Source organism: Ruegeria sp. CDSC045 (assembly GCF_059610725.1).
Genome location: NZ_JBXWOE010000014.1, coordinates 66142 through 85002, shown reverse-complemented (window position 1 = coordinate 85002; position 18861 = coordinate 66142). Strand labels below are relative to the sequence as shown.

Here is an 18861-nt window from a genome sequence, read left to right as displayed (position 1 = left end):
AATCGAAATAAGAGGCTCCCATGACCGACCCCCACCACACGCGCGAAGAAATCCTGGACGATTCCAGTATGGAGGGCCGCGATACATTTGGCGACCAACTGGCAAATCTGTGGTGGACCTTCCTGTTGCGCGGATGTCTGGCCGGAGCATTGGGGATCGCCGCGCTGTTTTGGCCAACGGGCAGTATCTCCTTACTGTTGCAGCTGGTCGGCCTGCTTTTGGTTCTAGATGGCGGCCTGACCCTACTAGGCTTTGGACGGCGCGGATTGATCGGCGGCGTCGGCATCGGGGCGCTGTTGATCGGACTTGTCCTGTTGATCTGGCCCGAGGGTGTTGCGCGGCTGACGTTTTTCCTGCTGGGTGCTTGGGCGCTGATCGTCGGCATCGGTTCGTTGCTGGCATGGCGGCAGATACCCAGCAACAACCCGGATGCCGTGATGGTGCGAAACTCGGGGATCATTGCGCTGATCATTGGGTTGGTGCTGTTGTTCTGGCCCGGCAGTGGCATGGTCGCACTAGGGTGGGCCATTGCCTTTTCCGCTCTGGCTTTCGCCGCCGTGATGTTCTTTCTGGCAGTGCGCTTCAAACGGGCGCATGACCGCGTTTCGATACGGGTTGTTAACCGTTGAAGCGATAGGCAAACAGGCCGGGCAAAGCCCGGCCTGACGCGTGGATGACGGCTGCATAGCGGCTTGAAGGATGACGTGACCTTAGTTCGAGTGTGCGCCCATGTCTTTTCGTTCCATATCAACCGGCACGTCGATCTCAACCTCACCGGCTTTTTCAAAAACCAGCGTTACAGGCACAGTTGCACCATGTTCAAACGGAGCAACCAATCCCATGAACATCACGTGATCGCCCCCGCGCTTGAGCGCATGCGCACCACCGGCAGGGATGACGAATCCCTCTTCGACATGGGTCATCTGCGCCACGCCATTGGCATCGATCAGATGCGTGTGCAGCTCAACCCGTGCAGCCGCCTCCGATTCCGCGCGAACAAGACGGTCATCCGCCTCGCCCGTGTTCTGAATCACCATAAAGGCCGCGCCCGCTTTCGCCGTTTTGCCGGCGGAGCGCGCATAGGCATCTTCTAGTGTGATGGTTTCCTGCGCCATTGCAGTGGTGGCAAATGCGGCCGCAGCCAGGGTTGCCAAAAGTTTGGAAGTGAGGGACATTACGCATCTCCTATGTCAAGTGTCTGAAAAATTTAAATTTAATCAGGCTCTTGCAGGTGGCGCGCGGGCGGGCTGAAACGGAACGGGCGCTGCTATTAGGCTCCTGTCGCCGCGCTCTAAAAATGGCCCGGCACAACTCGGTGCATCGGGCAGCACATGTGAAACGACAGCAATAGCACCCAGCAACGTCAGCGCATAGTCGGGGCAGAAATGCGGGGGCTTTGCCGGTTGCCCCTCGGCATCCATATAGATCAAAACAGGACCAACACCAGTACACAGCACCATCTGCCCGACTGCGGTATCAACGCCACGCGACGCAGCCACCCCCTGACCGGTCAGAATGACCAGCAGCGACAGGGCAAATGATAGAAATCTGTTCCGAAAGTGTTTCATCCTGCCTTCGGTATACGCCCGAGACAAAAAGGGCTTCAAGCACAATCGAATGCGCCAGAAGCCCTCGGGTCATTTTGGTCAGTACGAGGTCAGTTGTCCAGTCCGGGACGTTTGACAGACCCTTTTGTCAGGCTGGTATGCAACCTGTTCACCTGACGCTGCATCCGCACACATGTCCCAAACGTCTTGCCAAAAAAGGCCGCCAACAGGGAGAGGGAATCAAAGGATTTGAAAGACATGAGATCGAACTCCGCCAATAGAATATGAACAAACATATTCAAACATCAGAACACTGTATGTGAACAAGATCACGCTCTGACGGCGAAATCGTCTAAACTCAATCAGACAAAAGAAAAGACCCTGCACCGTTCGGGTACAGGGTCGAAATCTTTGATGAAAAAGAACGTTTAGACCGCAGCTTGAGCCTTGGCGATTTCTTTTTTCACTTTCAGTGCGTTGGTGGACAGCTCGTCATCCTTGGCTTTGGCCAGGAACGCATCCAGACCACCACGGTGGTCAACTGAACGCAGGGCAGCGGCCGAGATACGCAGCTTGACGCCACGACCCAGGGTTTCCGACTGCAGGGTTACGTCGTTCAGGTTGGGCAGAAAACGACGACGAGTTCTGTTTTTGGCGTGGCTGACATTGTTGCCAGTCATCGGGCCTTTTCCGGTCAGTTCGCAACGGCGCGACATGGTTTCTTCCTTTGTATCTGCGGGCTGGGTACAGGACCCGTGGCCAAATCACAAGGGGCGCAACCCGAAGTCGCGCCCGAAAACTGGTTGGATGCGTTTAGTGGGAATCTCAGGAAGGGTCAAGACGGGCTGTGCGAAATCTTTGCACCCATCTTAAACTCTATAAGACCTAGGCGCCATTGCGTTGAAGCAAGGGTTTGTTGTTCTTCAAATGCCGCTGGATCAGGTGGGACTGTTGGCGTCCACATGGTATGAACCGGGCCGGGTTTTCACCATGATTTTCGATCAGTTCCGGAAAGATTTCGAAAATTTCTTGCCGCGCCTCCGATCCGAGGGATTTCAGGGCCTCGACTCCGGTGAACAGGCTTTCGGTTGGGGCATCTTCGGCAAAGATGACATGATGGCGATCAAATAGCAGGTGAAAATACTCAACCGATTGCACGGCCTCATCGATATAGATTCCCGGCAGTGAGGTCAGTTTGATCGCCGGAATCAGAACTTCGGTGGTGCCGAACATGCGTTCCGCGATTCTGGACTGCACCAGCATCCTGTGCTGGCGTGAGACCAGAAGATCGCGATGCGGCAAACCCTCGCCCAGCGCACCTGCAAGGATTCGTACCGGCAAGAGCCTGGGATTTACCAGCAAGGCGGCGCGGTCAAACTGTCGACGACCGATCCAGCGTATAGGCTGAGGGTCGCACCCCATGGTCGGGACCATGTCCCCGATCCGCAGCGCTTGGATTGCTTTCATGCCGTCCTGCGTCAGGATGTGCGTGTCACGGGTAAAACAAGGAACGCCACTTCCGTTCTCAAAGGCAGAATATGTGACCGTGATACCGGATGGTAGGGTGAATGTCCCGCTGGACAGGGTATAGCCTACGCCATCTACGACGTTAATGACGCCAAAATTGGTATCGGTGATGACGGTACCCACAGGTAAGTTCAACGTGTCGGTCCCGCCGCCACCCCGCAAATCGCCACTGACGCTGGTGCTGGTGAAATTCAGGGTATCGTTGCCGCTCCCCAGCCGGATGTTTCCAACACTCGAGCCACCGATATCGACAGTGTCGTCATCCGACCCACTGGCAATCCTGCCACCAATGGTGCTACTGGTGACGGTGATCGTGTCGGAGCCGGCATTCCCGATGACATTCCCGGTAATCGTGCTGTTATTGATGTCGACGTCGTCGTCGCCACTCCGGCCGCGGATATTATCAATCGGAGTTCCAGCCGGTGAACCGTTCAGGGTCCCCGTGTCATTGTTAACGTCGATATCGTCGTTGCCGTTGGTCCCAGTAATATCGGGCATAGCTGACGGTTCCCGCATATCCGGCCTGGCGACAGATGCGCGGCCTTAACCTGAGTTTGCATCAAGTTTGGGTCAACTTGCAACCTATGGGCGATAACCCACCGATCCGAAATCAGAAAGGGAATGAGATCAAAGGCTTGAATAAGGCCTTAGCCAGCGACTAAAGCAGACAACATATGTTCCGCCGCAACCGACGGACTGAGCTGACCAGTGCTGACCTGCGAGCCCAGACGCTCCATTTCCGAGCGCGCTTGTGGAGTCGCCAGGCGTGCCAGAAGGGCAGACCGAACCTCTTGTTCGAACCAATATTGTGCTTGCGTGGCGCGGTTGACCTCCCAGTGGCCATTTTCACGGCGCCATTTGCTGAGGGACTGCATCTCCTCCCAGGCTTGAGCCAGCCCATGTTCCTCGACCGCTGAGACAGTCATCGCCTTGGGAAACCCTTCCGGGTCCTGGGGTCGTTTACGCAACAGACGCAGCGCCCCGGAATAGTCGGCGCAGGTGCGAGTGGCAGCAGATTTCAGGTCACCATCCGCCTTGTTGACCAAGATCATGTCGGCCATTTCCATGATACCGCGCTTGACGCCTTGCAGTTCGTCACCGCCCGCCGGGGCAAGCAACAGCATAAACAGATCCGACAACTCGGAGACAACCGTCTCCGATTGCCCGACACCAACTGTTTCGATCAAAACAACATCGAACCCAGCGGCCTCACATAAAGCGATGGCCTCACGTGTGCGGCGGGCAACGCCGCCCAGGTGCGACTGGCTGGGTGATGGACGGATAAAGGCGTTTTTCTCGCGGCTCAGGCGTTCCATCCGGGTCTTGTCCCCCAGAATGGACCCGCCCGACCGAGTTGAGCTGGGATCTACTGCAAGAACTGCAACACGCAGCCCCTGCCCTGTCAGCATCATACCAAAGCTTTCGATGAACGTGGACTTGCCAACGCCGGGCGTTCCTGACAATCCGATCCGCAGGGCCTGGCGGCCCTCTTTGGTCAATCTGGTCAGCAGTTCCGTCGCCTGCGCACGATGATCGGCGCGACCGCTTTCCACCAGCGTGATACCACGGGCCAGCGCGCGCCGGTCTCCGTTCAAAATCCTGTCACTCAGGCTGTCCAGTTCCATTTCGCCCCCAATCAGTTGCGGCAGTTCTAGTTGCCGTCCCAACGAGGGGTTTGTCCAGACCAGAGCGCACAAGAATTTACCTCTGGGATATGCGCTCTTCGGGCATAAGAGACGGAACTGGACCTTGTCGTACCGTTGGCTGATAAAGCCCGCATGATACGCCTGCCCATCGACGACGCCATTCCTGACCTTCTTGCCGCCCTAAAGGCTTCGGGCCGCGCAGTGCTGCAGGCACCTCCGGGCGCGGGGAAAACAACACGAGTGCCGCTGGCGATATTCGAGGCGGGGCTATGCGATGGCAAGATCGTGATGCTGGAACCCCGCCGCTTGGCGGCCCGGGCTGCTGCTGAGCGCATGGCCGATACGCTGGGACAGCGCGTGGGCGACACAGTTGGTTATCGCGTGCGGGGTGAGGCGAAGGTATCGAAATCGACCCGGATCGAGGTCGTCACCGAAGGTATCCTGACCCGGATGCTGCAAGTCAAACCCGATCTGCCCGGCATTAGTGCGGTGATTTTCGATGAATTCCATGAACGGTCCCTGAACGCGGATCTCGGCCTGGCCTTGTGCCTTGAGGTCGCCGGGGCATTGCGGGACGATCTGATCCTGCTGGCAATGTCGGCAACGCTAGACGCTGAGCCTGTGGGACGGTTGATGGAGGCCCCCGTTGTTACGTCCCAAGGGCGCAGTTACCCGGTCGAAACACGTTGGCTGGACCGACCGCTAGGACAACAGGCGCGAAAGCTGGACGCATTGGTTGATCTTGTGGTTCAGGCCGAGCGCGAAACAGAAGGTGGGATGTTGGTGTTCCTGCCCGGAGAAGGCGAAATCCGCCGGGCAGAGGCCGCCTTGGCTGGCCGGCTATCCAGCAAAGCTACGGTGCGACCACTATTCGGCGCGATGCCTTTTGCTGCCCAGCGCCAAGCGATTGCACCGGTCGAAACCGGTCGCAAAGTGGTTTTGGCTACGTCCATTGCCGAGACCTCGTTGACCATTCCAGACATTCGCGTGGTCTTGGACATGGGACAGGCTCGGCGGGCGCGTTTCGATCCGGGTTCGGGTATGTCCAGACTAGTGACCGAGCGGGTGACGCGCGCCGAGGCAACGCAGCGCGCTGGCCGCGCTGGTCGTGTCGCCGACGGCACGTGCTATCGCTTGTGGTCCAAGGGCGAAGAAGGCGCGCTGGCGGCCTACCCCCCGGCCGAGATCGAGGCCGCTGACCTGACCGGGTTGGCGCTGGAACTGGCCCTTTGGGGGGCTGAACCTGACGACCTGTCCTTTCTGACCCCTCCACCCGAGGGCACGATGGCAGAGGCCCGCACGTTGCTGACAATGCTGGGCGCGCTGGATGGGAAGGGACGGATCACCGACCACGGGCGGTCACTAGCGGCGCTACCTCTGCACCCGCGATTGGGACATATGCTGGAACAGGTCGGCCCCGGCGCTGCGCCCTTGGCCGCCCTGATGGCCGAACGCGACCCCATGCGCGGTGCGCCGGTGGATATGCTGCTCCGGCTCGAAGCCATGCGGGATGTGCGCGCCTTTCAGCGTAACCGTGTCTGGCAGGTAAACATTGGTGCGTTAGAACGGATAAAAACCGAGACCAAGCGGCTGCAAACCAAAGGCAACCTGTCCGACTTCAGCCCAGCGGCAACAGCTGCACTCGCCTATCCCGATCGCATTGGACAACGGCGCAAAGGGGATGAGCCGCGTTATGTGTTGTCAGGAGGGAAGGGTGTTGTGCTGGATGGCAGCGATACGCTGGCTGCCGCGCCTTATCTGGTTGTGACCGATACCGATGGCAACCCCCGCGAAGCAAAGGTGCGCATGGCCGCACAGATCTCGGAAAAGGAAATTCGTGACCTGTTCGAGGATCAGATCACCTGGATCGAGGTCTGCGACTGGTCAAAACGTGACCGCCGTGTCGTTGCGCGCAAACAAGAACGGCTAGGCGCAATCACGTTGAGTGATCGTGTTTGGAAAGAGGTTCCGGACGAAGCAGTTGCATTGGCGATGCTGGATGGCGTCCGTGATCTTGGCCTGCGATTGAACGGGGCCGCTGCGCGATTGGCGGCACGGGTGGAACTGGTCCGGACCGAAGGCGCAGAGCTGCCTGATTTCTCGATCGAGGGGTTGACCGACACGCTGCAAGACTGGCTGTTGCCGATGCTTTCCGGCGTCCGCAATGCTGAAGACTGGAAACGGTTCGACCTGTTGCCAGCGTTGCGCGCCCGACTGGACTGGGCCCAGACGCAGGAACTGGACCGGCGCGCTCCAGGGTCGTTTGAAACTCCTCTGGGGCGAAAGGTGCCGATAGATTATGGCGGTGCAGTACCGGAAATCTCGGTGCGGCTGCAGGAACTGTTTGGCGTCACGCACCATCCGGTCATCGGCGGCGAGCCCCTTAAGATCACGCTTCTTTCCCCGGCCCAACGACCCATCCAGATCACGCGCGACCTGCCCGGTTTCTGGGCTGGGTCATACGCGGATGTGCGCAAAGATATGCGCGCGCAATATCCCAGACACCCTTGGCCCGAAGATCCGACCAAGGCCGACCCCACCCTGCGCGCAAAACGTCGAAATTAGGCGGCCGTCGGGAATTTTCGTCGAAAATTCTTGGCATGAAGATGCGGAAAGCACGGCGATTCCGGGCGTTCATTGAAGATTATCTGTTTCATTGCTATGTGGGCTGCTCAGGTAAAACCCGGGTACGCGAACGACAAACATGACAAAATGGCTGCGAAATATTTGGGAAGAGGTCGCCCGGCCTCTGTTCCTGCGCCCCCATCGGGTGCAGTTTGGCGCCTTGTGCACCCGCGAAACACAGGACGGGCTGCAGGTTCTTTTGATCACCAGCCGGGACACCGGACGCTGGATCATCCCCAAAGGTTGGCCGATTGATGGCCTGGATGGCGCCGAGGCTGCCCGGCAAGAGGCCTGGGAAGAAGCCGGCGTGCGCGCCCAATCCCTATCCAAAGACCCAGTTGGGCAATATACTTATGACAAGATCCTGAAAGACGGGGCCAGCCAGACTGTGGTGACCAATGTCTATCGGATCGAAGTGCAGGAACTGGCCGATATCTACCCCGAGGCCGAGGAAAGGACCCGCGAGTGGGTTTCGCCCGTGATAGCGGCCGGACGTGTTCAGGAGCCCGAACTGCGCGCTTTGCTGCTGCAGCTGTGACACCTCCACAAAAAGTGATGACGCCACGGTTGCTCGTCTGAGCGAAACCGTATAGCCGCGGGTGTTCTTTTGGAAACCGCCCGCAATAGCCTGATGTCGAACCCAAGCTCCAAACCCCGTTGGCAATCGCTGGACAGCGATCTGGCGCGCATCTCACGCGTTGAGTATGCCAATGCCCATGTGGCACGCCCCATGCTGGCGCCGGGTATCGCCTTCGCCTTTATTGCGCTGGCCGGGCTGACGGCCGCAGTGGTTTTTGGGCGGGCTGATGGCGGGTTGATCGTTGTCGCGGCAGCGGGTTTTGGGGCCTATATGGCCATCAATATCGGCGCAAATGACGTTGCCAATAACATGGGCCCCGCTGTCGGGGCCAACGCGCTGACCATGACCGGCGCAATCGTCATCGCCGCCATCGCAGAAAGCGCGGGGGCCTTGCTGGCAGGTGGGGATGTCGTGTCGACGATTTCGAAAGGGATTATAGACCCGGCATCGGTTCACGACAGCACCGTCTTTATCTGGGCGATGATGGCGGCCCTGATTTCTTCGGCCATGTGGGTCAACTTGGCCACCTGGGTCGGCGCGCCGGTGTCGACCACACACTCTGTCGTGGGGGGCGTCATGGGTGCGGGCGTCGCAGCAGCTGGCCTAAGCGCGGTCAGTTGGACCACGATGAGCGCCATTGCCGCCAGTTGGATCATCTCTCCTGTGTTAGGTGGAACTATTGCCGCTGGCTTTCTGGCTTTGATCAATGCCAAAATTCAGTATCAGGACGACAAGATCGCCGCTGCCCGCCGTTGGGTGCCGATACTCGTTGCTGTCATGGCTGGTGCCTTTACCACCTATTTGGCCGTCAAAGGCCTGAACAAGCTGGTCAAAGTTGAGCTTGAAGTCGCTTTGCTGTTCGGTCTGGCCACCGGATTTCTGACATGGCTGGTGACAGTCCCTTGGGTGCATCGTAGATCAGAAGGACTAGAAAACAGAACGAAGTCTCTGAAAACGCTGTTTGGGCTACCACTTATTATTTCAGCAACATTTCTTAGCTTTGCCCACGGCGCCAATGACGTGGCAAATGCGGTTGGTCCGTTGGCGGCAATCGTGCATACGGCGCAGTTCGGGGATTTCGCTGCACAAATCGCAATTCCAACCTGGGTGATGGTGATCGGAGCGCTGGGAATTTCCTTTGGGCTGTTCCTGTTTGGCCCAAAATTGATCAGGATGGTCGGCAGTCAGATCACCAAGCTCAACCCAATGCGCGCATTCTGTGTCGCCCTTTCTGCGGCGATCACTGTGATCCTGGCCAGTTGGCTGGGCCTGCCCGTCAGTTCCACCCATATCGCAGTGGGCGCGGTCTTCGGAGTGGGCTTCTATCGCGAATGGCATGCCGAGCGGCGCAGAAAGAACGCGAACCACCAACGCCTGCCCGAGCGGCGCCAGGCACAGGAAGAGAAAAAACGCCGGAAACTCGTCCGTCGCTCGCATTTCATGACGATCGTGGCTGCCTGGATCATAACGGTCCCCGCTACCGCAGTGTTATCAGCCGCTATCTTCTGGACACTGACGGCTTTTCTCTAGCCCATCAGATTCGGATTTGCTCGGGAGTAAGCGGGGATTTTGGGTTCTGTGCAATCTTTTCGCGAACCTGCGCGCAGATTGGGGTCGCAATGCCTTGCCGCTCGCCCAAACGGATGATCTCGCCTTGCAGACTGTCGATTTCCGTTGGGCGCCCTGCCAACAGGTCATAGGCCATAGAGGTGCGCGCCGAGGGGTCAATGGTCAGCATCCGGGAGGCAACCCGCGAAAACAAGGGCGTCGGCAGGCGCAGGATATACGGTGTCATCCATGCGGGCAGCGGCGTCATTGACACAATCGGTTGGCCGGCGGAGTGCAGCACGGTCAGAGCCTCGGACATCTGATCTGCCATCAGTTGGCGCCAGTTGCGGTCCAGCAACTGCTGTTTCAACGTCAACCCGGACAGCGCATTCAGCGCGTTATTGAGATTGATCACCAGCTTGCCCCATTGGACGGCTTCGATCTGGTCACTCTCTGACACCGGTAGGTCGGGGCCAGTCAGCTTTGCGCCCAAATCGCCGAGGCCGGATTGGATAACGATTTCACCAGAAGTCGCGCGATGAAATCCGCCAGTATCTGTTGGTACGACGTTGAACGGCACCATACCGGCGCGGACATCGTGGTGCGGAAGCATCGTATGTAAGGTGCCTGCATTTTCCAACCCGTTCTGCCAGGAAAGGATCACAGCCATTGGTGCATATTTTCCGATTTGCTTCGCCATCTCTTCCGTCGCGCCGGTCTTTACCGTGACAATGACTATTTCAGCATCACTCAGTTCCGCCGGATCTTCGGTCAGGGACAGGTTGGTCACATGACACCGCAGGCCTGAAAAATCTGTGACCATCAGCCCCTTATCCCGGATCGGGTCGAGAATTCGTGCCCGCCCCAACAGGGTGACATCGTGACCGGATCGGGCCAGCAAAGCCCCGCAGTAACATCCAATGCTGCCCGCCCCCGCGATTGCGATCCTCATGACGCCCCTCCCCTTCGGTCAAAGATTGCCGCGATCCGCCTGTCAGACAAGGCCAACTGACGCCAGGTCAGCGCGCGCGCCTCGGACGGGTGCGTTCAAGGTCTTCTGAAATCGGGATGAAGTCTTGATCGTCCCCCGGAGGCAGTTGAAAAGCTCCTTTGGCCCAGTCCGCCGTTTTCCATTCGCGGGTGGCTGCTTCTATCTTTTCCTTTGAGGACGACACGAAGTTCCACCAGATATAACGATCCTCGTTCAACGTCGCACCTCCAAGCAACATTAGCCGCGCACCCTGCGGCCCTGCCTGAACGGAAAGGCGATCCCTTGGCCGAAACACCATCATACGACCTTGGGTGAACTGATCCCCGGCGATCTCAACCGTTCCTTCCGTCACATAAACACCGCGGTCTTCTTGATCATCAGGCAAAGGAAAAGAGGCCCCGGGGGCAAGCTGCACGTCCAGATAGAAGGTTTCAGACAGTGTCGTGACCGGGCTGCTTTCACCATAAGCCGAGCCGAGGATGAGACGAGCGCTGACCCCAGCATCCTGAATATGGGGCAGCGCAGATTGTTTATGATGTTCGAAGTCCGGTGCAATATCTTCCTGGTCCTCTGGCAGCGCGATCCAGGTCTGAATGCCAAAAAGACTGTGTCTTTTGCTGCGCGTTTCCTTGCTGGTGCGTTCAGAATGGGTCACGCCACGTCCTGCAATCATCCAGTTGACCTCACCGGGATAGATCATCTGATGGGTGCCCAAGCTATCACGATGCTCAAATTCCCCTTTATACAGGTAGGTGACCGTGCCCAACCCGATATGAGGGTGAGGCCGGACGTCTATACCGCCTTCTGTGATGAATTCTGCAGGGCCGACCTGGTCAAAGAAAATGAACGGGCCAACAAGCTGTCGTTTGACCGAGGGTAGCGCGCGGCGCACCTCGAACCCACCCAGATCACGTGCGCGAGGAATGATCAGTGCCTCTAAAGACGGGTTCTCAGTCAAACGATCGGGGTTGTGAGACGGGTTCCAGCTCATTCCAGTTTCTCCCTTTTTCGGCAGGCAACGGTTCGCCCCTGCAAGATGCAGGCCGCTGCACCTGAAAGAAACCTCAATAATTGCACAACTCCGGTGGATTTTTGTCCGTTATGACATATCATTAATGTTATTACATAACAATTCTAACAGAAATTCCACCTGAGAAAAGAACCATCCAAACAGCTCGCTACCCGATCACCTGTTTGACAGGGAATGCAGGGCATTTTTGCTGCCCTGCAAAGGAATGTTGCTTACGACTAAAGAAGGTGTCAGTCGCCGTGCTTCAGATAAACAAATTGCCAAACACAATCACGCCAGGCGTTTGGCATAAGACGCACGGTTCAGTTCGACCTCTTGCACCGTGATGCTGCCAACCTCGGGCATGGCAACAGTCAGAACATCCAAAACGGTAGCGTTCAGTTCAGCTCGCGTGGCCTCATCCCGGCCCTGCATCAATAAAAGCGTCGCATGGACAAAGGTCTGCGGTTCGGTCCCGATCCGAAAATAGGTGACCGGATTGGCACGGATCTTAAGGGCCGGTGCATCAAACTCAGCATGTTCAGAAAGCACCGCAAACAACTTCTCGCAGACCGCATGGAAATCATGTTTCTCTTCAAGGCCCTGAGAGAATTCGAGGACTATATGGGGCATTGTGCACTCCGGAAATCATGAGAGAGCACGCGGCTCTCTCTTGCCATTTTCATGTGTTCAGACACCCAGGCACCAACGCATAACGGCCTTCTGGGCGTGCAGTCGGTTTTCGGCCTCGTCAAAAATGACCGAGTTCGGCCCATCCATGACATCGGATGTCGCTTCTTCTTCGCGGTGCGCAGGAAGGCAATGCATGAACAGCGCATCGGGTTTGGCATGGGCCATCAATTCGGCGTTTACCTGATAAGGACGCAGCAGGTTGTGGCGCCGTTCTTTCGCGGATTGAGAGTCGTGCATCGAAACCCAGGTATCGGCGACAACCAGATCGGCCCCATCTACAGCCTTGTAGGGGTCCCGTTCCACAACAATCTTGGACCCTTTTTGACGGGCAAAACCCATGAAATCCTCTTCGGGGTCGAATTGCGCCGGGCCCGTAAAAGTCAGATCAAACCCGAACTGGCCCGCCGCGTGAAGGAACGAGGCACACACATTGTTACCATCGCCAGTCCAAACGACTTTCTTCCCGGCGATCGGGCCACGGTGCTCTTCGAACGTCAGAACATCGGCCATGATTTGACAAGGATGGGTGCGATCGGTCAGGCCGTTGATCACCGGCACGTCCGAGTATTCCGCCATTTCGGTTAGGATGGTTTCGTCAAATGTCCGGATCATGATCATATCGACATAGCGCGACAGCACGCGGGCGGTGTCTGCGATGGTTTCGCCGTGGCCCAACTGCATGTCCTTGCCCGAAAGGACCATCGTCTGACCACCCATCTGGCGCACGCCCACATCAAAAGACACGCGCGTCCGGGTTGACGGTTTTTCAAAGATCAGGGCGACCATGCGGTCTTTGAGTGCCAATTCGTCATCCGGTGCCGCCTTTGGCTGCCCCAGACGCGCCTGCTTCATGGCAGCAGCCTGGTCGATCATGCCCCGCAAAGCGGCGGCATTGGTTTTGTGAATGTCGAGGAAGTGCTTCATGTCGTTTCGCTTTTCTAATCGGTTGGGCTCAGGCAGACGCCAGATTGCTTTCGACCTGCGCAGCCGTTTTCTCCAGACGAATAACCGCCTGTGCAATGTCGTCCTCTGTCAGGGTCAAAGGCGGCAATAGGCGGATCACATTGTCAGCGGCGGGAACGGTGATGAGGCCGTTATCATATCCCGCATTCACCACGTCCAAGTTGGTCGCCTTGCATTTCAGACCCAGCATGAGCCCTGCGCCGCGCACCTCTTCGAACACGTCCGGATGATTTGCAATCAATCCTTCGAGCTTCTGGCGCAACATGCCCGCCTTGCGATTGACCCCGTCCAGAAAGGCGGGGGTTGCAACCTGGTCGATCACCGCGCAGCCCACCGCGCAACCGAGAGGGTTTCCGCCATAGGTCGACCCGTGCGTACCTGCCGTCATGCCGCTGGCCGCGTCTTCGGTGGCCAGCACCGCACCCAGAGGGAACCCTCCACCGATGCCCTTGGCGACCATCATGATGTCAGGCGTGATGCCTGCCCATTCATGGGCAAAAAGTTTACCGGTACGCCCAACGCCGCATTGGACCTCGTCGAGGATCAGCAACAGGCCATTGTCGTTGCAGATTTGACGCAGCGCTTTGAGCTCGGCATCAGGGACGGGGCGAATACCGCCCTCGCCCTGAATGGGTTCGATCAAGATCGCCGCGGTTTTGTCCGAGATCGCATTGGTGACTCCGTCAAGATCACCAAATGTCAGGTGTACAAAGCCGGGCAGCAGCGGGCCAAAGCCTTTGGTCATCTTCTCGGACCCCGCAGCGGCAATGCCTGCCGAGGACCGACCGTGAAACGAACCGTCAAAGGTGATGATGTCGACCCGATCGGGCTGATCTTTATCGTAGAAATATTTGCGTGCCATTTTCACAGCCAGCTCGCAGGCTTCCGTGCCTGAATTGGTAAAGAACACCGTGTCGGCAAAGGTATGTTCAACCAGCTTATCAGCCAGCGCCTGCTGCTGAGGGATATTATAAAGGTTCGACACATGCCACAGCGCGTGGGCCTGTTCCGTCAGCGCGTTCACCAGCGCCGGATGCGCATGGCCCAGTGCATTCACCGCAATCCCCGCGCCCATATCCAGAAAACGTCGGCCATCCGCCTCGGTCAGCCAAGCGCCTTCGCCCTTCACAAAGGTCAGGGGCGCACGATTATAGGTCGGCAGAACGGACGGGATCATCGGATCATCCTTTTCGATATGTTGAGCCCCGTGAGTGATACACGAGGGCCATGTTCGTCAACTGATTTGGTGGGAGATGCGCCGATTTGGACAGCGCATAAGGATCAAACGGGCCGGTTACGCGGCAAAGCGTCGGCGTCGAAGTCGCAGGATATCAGCGTGTTTGATCATGGGTGCCGTATAGCGCCGAAGTTTTGCGATGAAAAGGGCTTTGTTGCTGCAACGCTGCTACCCCCGTATCAGCCTTCGCTCCAGCGGTCTAATCGACCCATACCGCGCGTAAATGCCCAGGCCAGAATGCGGGGCATGCCCTTGTTCACCAGCGCATCCAGACAATGGGACTGAAATTCCTCGAACGAGGCATCGGGATGTCGAAACGCACCGTCAGCGTAACAGAGTGAACAATACCGTGTGCTGCGGGTTCCGTCCGCTTCGCTGCCGCCCCCTTCAGTATCCTTGCTAAGAGGCATGCCGCAGCTTTGACATTTGAATCCCATCATCTTTCCCCTTGCAGGCTTTGACCACGAGCCATAAGATCAAAACCATAGAGTATAGTCAATGGTTTTACATATGCGTATCGGAGAACTGTCCCGCCGAAGCGGGCTGCCCCGCGACACATTGCGGTTTTACGAGCGGCACGGATTGATTGCCTCGCGCCCCGGGCCAGAAGCGACAAACAGCTATCGCGACTATCCGGATGACACGCTGATCACGCTGGAACAGATCGGCGATGCACAGGCGGCGGGGATCAGTATCGCGCAACTTGCAACCCTGCTGGGGCAACTTGGTGCGGCTGATCCCGAAACCTTTGACGGCGTAGCATTTCTTCAGGAACGGATCGAAGAGGTTGAGGCGCGGATCGAGCGCGCAAATCGTTTTCTGGACAGCTTGCGACAGGCCAAACAGGCTCTTGCTACACCGTCGGGACAGCCCTGACCGTTTTACCTCTTGCCTTTCGTCCACCCGTACATCACCGCTTACGCATGTTCGTTCCCAAAGCGCATAACCCGCCCCTTGCGGCACTGTTGATTTTTGTCGCCAGTGCATTCCTTGCGGCAACCACCCTGCTGGCCAAAGCTTTGGGGACAGATACGCTAGGTGCTCCTTTGCATCCAATGCAGATCAGCCACGGGCGGTTTCTATTCGCCTTCCTGGTCATCGTTTCGGCAGTGGGCATCATGCGCCCTAAACTGCGGCGGCCCCATTGGGGGCTGCATATCGGTAGGACAAGCTTTGGCTGGCTGGGAATCACGCTGATGTTTGCATCGGTCGCGTTCATACCGATGGCGGATGCGACGGCGATTTCGTTCTTGAACCCGGTCTTTGCGATGGTTCTGGCCATTCCCTTGCTGAAAGAAGGCGTCGGCCCCTGGCGCTGGCTGGCGGCGGCGGTGGCCCTGATCGGGGCAATGGTTCTGCTGCGCCCGACACCTGCGAGCTTCCAACCTGCGGCGTTACTGGCGCTGGCAGCGGCGGTCGTCATTGGGATGGAGCTGATCTTTATCAAAAAGCTGTCAGGGCGAGAGAGCCCGATCCAAATTCTATTGGTGAACAACGCGATGGGCCTGACCATCGCATCAGTCGCGGTGAGTTTCGTGTTTCAGATGCCCAACCCGGCGCAATGGGCGGCCCTTGCGGGGATCGGCGCATTGATGGCTTGCGCACAGGCCTGTTTCGTTAACGGCATGGCGCGGGCAGATGCGTCTTTCGTAGCGCCGATAAGCTATGCGACACTGCTGTTCGCTGCGCTATATGATTTTGCGATATTCGATGTGGTCCCCGACGCGGTCAGCCTGATTGGATCTGCCATCATCTTGGCCGGAGGGCTGATTCTTGTGTGGCGCGAGGCGCGGCACCGTCAGGCCTTGAGCCGATAGCCCGTTCGCAGCATCTGCCAGGTCAGTGCACCGACCACCAGTGTTGCAGCCGTGCAGATCAACATCCCAAGGTAGGGCGAGCTGTCTGAAACCCCAATCATACCATACCGCAGCCCGTCGATCAGATAGAAAACCGGGTTGGCGTGGCTTAGCCGGTACAAAACCGGCGGCAATGCCTCGACCGAGTAAAAGGTTCCAGAAAGAAACGCCAAAGGCGTGACGATGAAGTTGGTAATCGCAGCCATCTGGTCGAACTTATTGGCGAATATCCCGGCAAAAAGGCCCAGCGCGCCCATAAAGGCCCCTCCCAGCACTACAAAGATCATGGCGATCAGTGGGTTCTGCGGGACAATACCCAGCACCAGCGCCAGCGCGGTTGCAACGACAACAGCGATCAGAAAGCCACGGGCAATGCCGCCCGCAAGGTATCCCAGCAGAATCTCTAACGGCGAAAGCGGCGGCATAAGGGTATCGACGATGTTGCCCTGTACTTTCGAGATCACCATCGAGGACGAAGTATTGGCAAACGCATTCTGGATCACCGTCATCATCATGATGCCCGGCGCCAGAAAGGTCAAAAATGGCACGCCCATCACATCAGACCGGCTGGGCCCGATAGCGATGTTGAAGATCAGCAGAAACAGCCCCGCAGTCACCAGCGGTGCCAAAAGTGTCTGCGTCCACACCGCCATAAACCGCAGAGTTTCCCGCCGGGCCAGCGTATAGAGACCCATCCAGTTCACCGCACCAAAGCGGCGTGCCTCCTGATCCATGAGATTCTGCATGATCTGCCCTCTACCTGATTCGAAGACCGCTTGTAACTCGGACCGCAGTGTTTAAAATAGGGGGCTGAGACGAATTCCCAAGGCGGCCCGAATCCGGGGCCGCTTTCCGCTTTTGAAAGGCAAATGATGTCCTGGACTGACGAGCGTGTAGAGCTGCTTAAAAAGATGTGGGGCGAGGGCCAGTCGGCCAGCCAGATCGCCAAGGAACTGGGCGGTGTGACCCGCAATGCGGTTATCGGCAAAGTCCACCGGCTGGGCCTGTCGAATCGCGCAACCGGCGCGACCCCCGCCAAGGCTGAGCCAAAGGAAAAACCAGCGCCCGCGCCCAAGGCCGAGGCCAAGCCCAAACCCACGCCCAAAACGGAACCGGCACGTCCAGCCGCAGCGCCGGCAGCCGAGGCCAAGCCCGCTGTTCCGGCCCGCCGTCAGATCATCCCGGCCGGTCAACCGCTGCCGCCGCAACCTTCAGCGAACGAGATCAGCCCCGAGGCGCTGGCCAAGGTCAACGAGGTTGAGAAGAAAGCCAAAAAGCTGACGCTGATGGAACTGACCGAGAAGACCTGCAAATGGCCCGTCGGCGACCCCGCGACCGAGGATTTCTGGTTTTGCGGTCTGCCCGTTGAGGCAGGCAAACCTTATTGCGAAGCGCATGTGGGTGTGGCGTTCCAGCCTATGAGCTCACGTCGCGACCGGCGGCGGTAAGGCTTTGACGACGGCAGGCACCTAGCAACAGAACGCGGTGCCCGCAGCAGGCCGGAATGTAGGCAATACACCTGTTTTGGCTCTGCGTCATCTAAGAGCGATCACACTGGAATCGAAGAAGAGTCGTAATCTGCCAAAAGCGGCCGCCGGTTCCGTGCATGCCGAGCGATCAATCGCTTTTGCCGCCCCCCCTCTGGGATTTTGTAGTTGGTCTTTTGCATCGGGGTTTCGACAAGATCGGGGAACAGCGTAAAAAGCTCTTCCATGGCTGCTGCCGGTAGAGATTTCAGTGCTTCATCGCCAAGCAAAAGGCTCTCGGTCGGGGCGCCATCTGCATAAATTACCTCATGTTCAGAAAACACCAGGTGGAAATAAGTAACTTCTGTAATTCTGTCGTCGACGTATATCCCCGGAAGCTCGACCAACTTTATAGCTGAGACCAGAACCTCGGCGCACTCAAACATGCGCTTAACGATCGCCGAGGATATCAGCATCCGGTGCTGACGGGACACGAGCAGGTCGCGTCTGGGCAGGCCCTGCCCTAGCGCGCCAGCGCAAATGCGTACTGGGTAAAGCTTGGGATTGCGGCGCAAATCCCGCACACTGACATGTCGCCGAATGATTTGTGACAAAGGCTGCGTGCAGCCATGATCCGTCAAGACACGATCACCTTGCTTCAAACTCTCGATCAAAACTGGGCCCTGATCGGTCGCAATCAACGTTCCTGCCGTCAGGCACGGTATGGTGCCCGGTGTCGGAGTGGTGTTCAGAGTATAGGTTCCACCATTGTCGGTGGAAATAAGTGAATCTCCCGCCCCGGCCTCGCCGATAACCGTCGAGCTCATCCCATTGGCGGGGCCAGCTGTCGCCGTTATCGGGCCGGGGCTGGGGGGATCGCTGAAAGAGCTGAACTGATAAACCGTTGACCCGTCGGATAAAGAGATACCATTGGTTTTACCGAGCCCGGTAAAGGTGGCGGAACTGGCTGAATCAATTACATAGACGTCCCGGCCTGCGACTGTCGTCGGGGTGATCCCATCAAGCGTGTTAGTGCTGCGGATAGATCCGTCAGAGTTGTAGATCGTAACAACAAGCCCAGAAACATCTGCACCCGCGTCAACAGCGACCTCGATAAAGTCCTGTGGTGGGCCTCCAAGGTACTTGAGTTCGGAAAAATATGGGTCTGCCATA

Annotated in this window: 20 protein-coding genes; 7 read left to right on the top strand and 13 right to left on the bottom strand. The window is 57.7% G+C overall.

Going from position 1 to position 18861, the window contains the following annotated elements; all coding sequences use genetic code 11:
* Window positions 1-20: 20 nt before the first annotated feature.
* A complete protein-coding gene (locus AC2FH6_RS19745; RefSeq protein WP_496704022.1) occupies window positions 21-629 on the top strand; it encodes an HdeD family acid-resistance protein in 609 nt (202 codons plus the stop codon).
* Between the two features lie 81 nt (window positions 630-710).
* Here the strand turns inward: AC2FH6_RS19745 and AC2FH6_RS19740 are convergent, their stop codons facing one another.
* The 5 genes from AC2FH6_RS19740 to meaB form a co-directional block, all read right to left on the bottom strand.
* Window positions 711-1175, bottom strand: a complete 465-nt coding sequence (locus AC2FH6_RS19740; protein ID WP_496704021.1) for a copper chaperone PCu(A)C — start codon at window positions 1173-1175, stop codon at window positions 711-713.
* A gap of 42 nt (window positions 1176-1217) precedes the next feature.
* Complete coding sequence (locus tag AC2FH6_RS19735; protein WP_496704020.1) at window positions 1218-1568, bottom strand: hypothetical protein; 351 nt, start codon at window positions 1566-1568, stop codon at window positions 1218-1220.
* A gap of 407 nt (window positions 1569-1975) precedes the next feature.
* Window positions 1976-2263, bottom strand: coding sequence for a 50S ribosomal protein L28 (gene rpmB, locus AC2FH6_RS19730; protein ID WP_142638086.1), 288 nt, complete (start codon window positions 2261-2263; stop codon window positions 1976-1978).
* Window positions 2264-2432: 169 nt separating this feature from the next.
* Entirely contained in the window at window positions 2433-3572 is a 1140-nt protein-coding gene (locus tag AC2FH6_RS19725) for a Hint domain-containing protein (RefSeq protein WP_496704019.1), read from the bottom strand.
* 149 nt (window positions 3573-3721) lie between these two features.
* Window positions 3722-4699, bottom strand: coding sequence for a methylmalonyl Co-A mutase-associated GTPase MeaB (meaB, locus tag AC2FH6_RS19720; RefSeq protein WP_142638208.1), 978 nt, complete (start codon window positions 4697-4699; stop codon window positions 3722-3724).
* 153 nt (window positions 4700-4852) lie between these two features.
* Here meaB and hrpB point away from each other — a divergent pair, with 153 nt between their 5' ends.
* The 3 genes from hrpB (at window position 4853) to AC2FH6_RS19705 (ending at window position 9455) form a co-directional block, all read left to right on the top strand.
* Window positions 4853-7285 carry an ATP-dependent helicase HrpB gene (hrpB, locus tag AC2FH6_RS19715; protein ID WP_496704018.1) on the top strand — a complete coding sequence of 811 codons (2433 nt, stop codon included), beginning with the start codon at window positions 4853-4855 and terminating at the stop codon, window positions 7283-7285.
* Between the two features lie 139 nt (window positions 7286-7424).
* Complete coding sequence (locus AC2FH6_RS19710) at window positions 7425-7883, top strand: NUDIX hydrolase (protein ID WP_282027762.1); 459 nt, start codon at window positions 7425-7427, stop codon at window positions 7881-7883.
* A 93-nt stretch (window positions 7884-7976) separates the two neighbouring features.
* Window positions 7977-9455 carry an inorganic phosphate transporter gene (locus AC2FH6_RS19705; RefSeq protein WP_496704017.1) on the top strand — a complete coding sequence of 493 codons (1479 nt, stop codon included), beginning with the start codon at window positions 7977-7979 and terminating at the stop codon, window positions 9453-9455.
* 4 nt (window positions 9456-9459) lie between these two features.
* Here AC2FH6_RS19705 and AC2FH6_RS19700 read toward each other — a convergent pair whose 3' ends face one another.
* From AC2FH6_RS19700 to AC2FH6_RS19675, 6 genes are all read right to left on the bottom strand, one after another.
* A complete protein-coding gene (locus tag AC2FH6_RS19700) occupies window positions 9460-10425 on the bottom strand; it encodes a 2-dehydropantoate 2-reductase (protein ID WP_496704016.1) in 966 nt (321 codons plus the stop codon).
* A 67-nt stretch (window positions 10426-10492) separates the two neighbouring features.
* Window positions 10493-11455 carry a pirin family protein gene (locus tag AC2FH6_RS19695; RefSeq protein WP_282027759.1) on the bottom strand — a complete coding sequence of 321 codons (963 nt, stop codon included), beginning with the start codon at window positions 11453-11455 and terminating at the stop codon, window positions 10493-10495.
* Window positions 11456-11764: 309 nt separating this feature from the next.
* Entirely contained in the window at window positions 11765-12106 is a 342-nt protein-coding gene (locus tag AC2FH6_RS19690; protein ID WP_496692861.1) for a 5-carboxymethyl-2-hydroxymuconate Delta-isomerase, read from the bottom strand.
* Between the two features lie 57 nt (window positions 12107-12163).
* On the bottom strand, window positions 12164-13090 hold the full coding sequence (argF, locus tag AC2FH6_RS19685; protein WP_271950442.1) for an ornithine carbamoyltransferase: 927 nt from the start codon (window positions 13088-13090) through the stop codon (window positions 12164-12166).
* A gap of 28 nt (window positions 13091-13118) precedes the next feature.
* Window positions 13119-14306 (bottom strand): aspartate aminotransferase family protein, encoded by a 1188-nt coding sequence (locus AC2FH6_RS19680; RefSeq protein ID WP_496704015.1) that lies wholly within the window; start codon window positions 14304-14306, stop codon window positions 13119-13121.
* Between the two features lie 239 nt (window positions 14307-14545).
* Window positions 14546-14803, bottom strand: coding sequence for a zinc ribbon domain-containing protein (locus AC2FH6_RS19675; protein WP_496704014.1), 258 nt, complete (start codon window positions 14801-14803; stop codon window positions 14546-14548).
* Window positions 14804-14864: 61 nt separating this feature from the next.
* Between AC2FH6_RS19675 and AC2FH6_RS19670 the strand changes: the two genes are divergently transcribed.
* Entirely contained in the window at window positions 14865-15242 is a 378-nt protein-coding gene (locus tag AC2FH6_RS19670; RefSeq protein ID WP_496703360.1) for a MerR family transcriptional regulator, read from the top strand.
* Between the two features lie 47 nt (window positions 15243-15289).
* Window positions 15290-16183, top strand: coding sequence for a DMT family transporter (locus AC2FH6_RS19665; RefSeq protein ID WP_496690153.1), 894 nt, complete (start codon window positions 15290-15292; stop codon window positions 16181-16183).
* Here the strand turns inward: AC2FH6_RS19665 and AC2FH6_RS19660 are convergent.
* Window positions 16165-16968, bottom strand: a complete 804-nt coding sequence (locus tag AC2FH6_RS19660) for an ABC transporter permease (RefSeq protein ID WP_142638062.1) — start codon at window positions 16966-16968, stop codon at window positions 16165-16167. The genes AC2FH6_RS19665 and AC2FH6_RS19660 overlap by 19 nt on opposite strands.
* Before the next feature lie 126 nt (window positions 16969-17094).
* Between AC2FH6_RS19660 and AC2FH6_RS19655 the strand changes: the two genes are divergently transcribed.
* Window positions 17095-17670: a GcrA family cell cycle regulator gene (locus AC2FH6_RS19655; protein ID WP_142638060.1), complete on the top strand. Its 576-nt coding sequence runs from the start codon at window positions 17095-17097 to the stop codon at window positions 17668-17670.
* 101 nt (window positions 17671-17771) lie between these two features.
* Here the strand turns inward: AC2FH6_RS19655 and AC2FH6_RS19650 are convergent, their stop codons facing one another.
* Window positions 17772-18860 carry a Hint domain-containing protein gene (locus AC2FH6_RS19650; protein WP_496704013.1) on the bottom strand — a complete coding sequence of 363 codons (1089 nt, stop codon included), beginning with the start codon at window positions 18858-18860 and terminating at the stop codon, window positions 17772-17774.
* Window position 18861 lies beyond the last annotated feature (1 nt).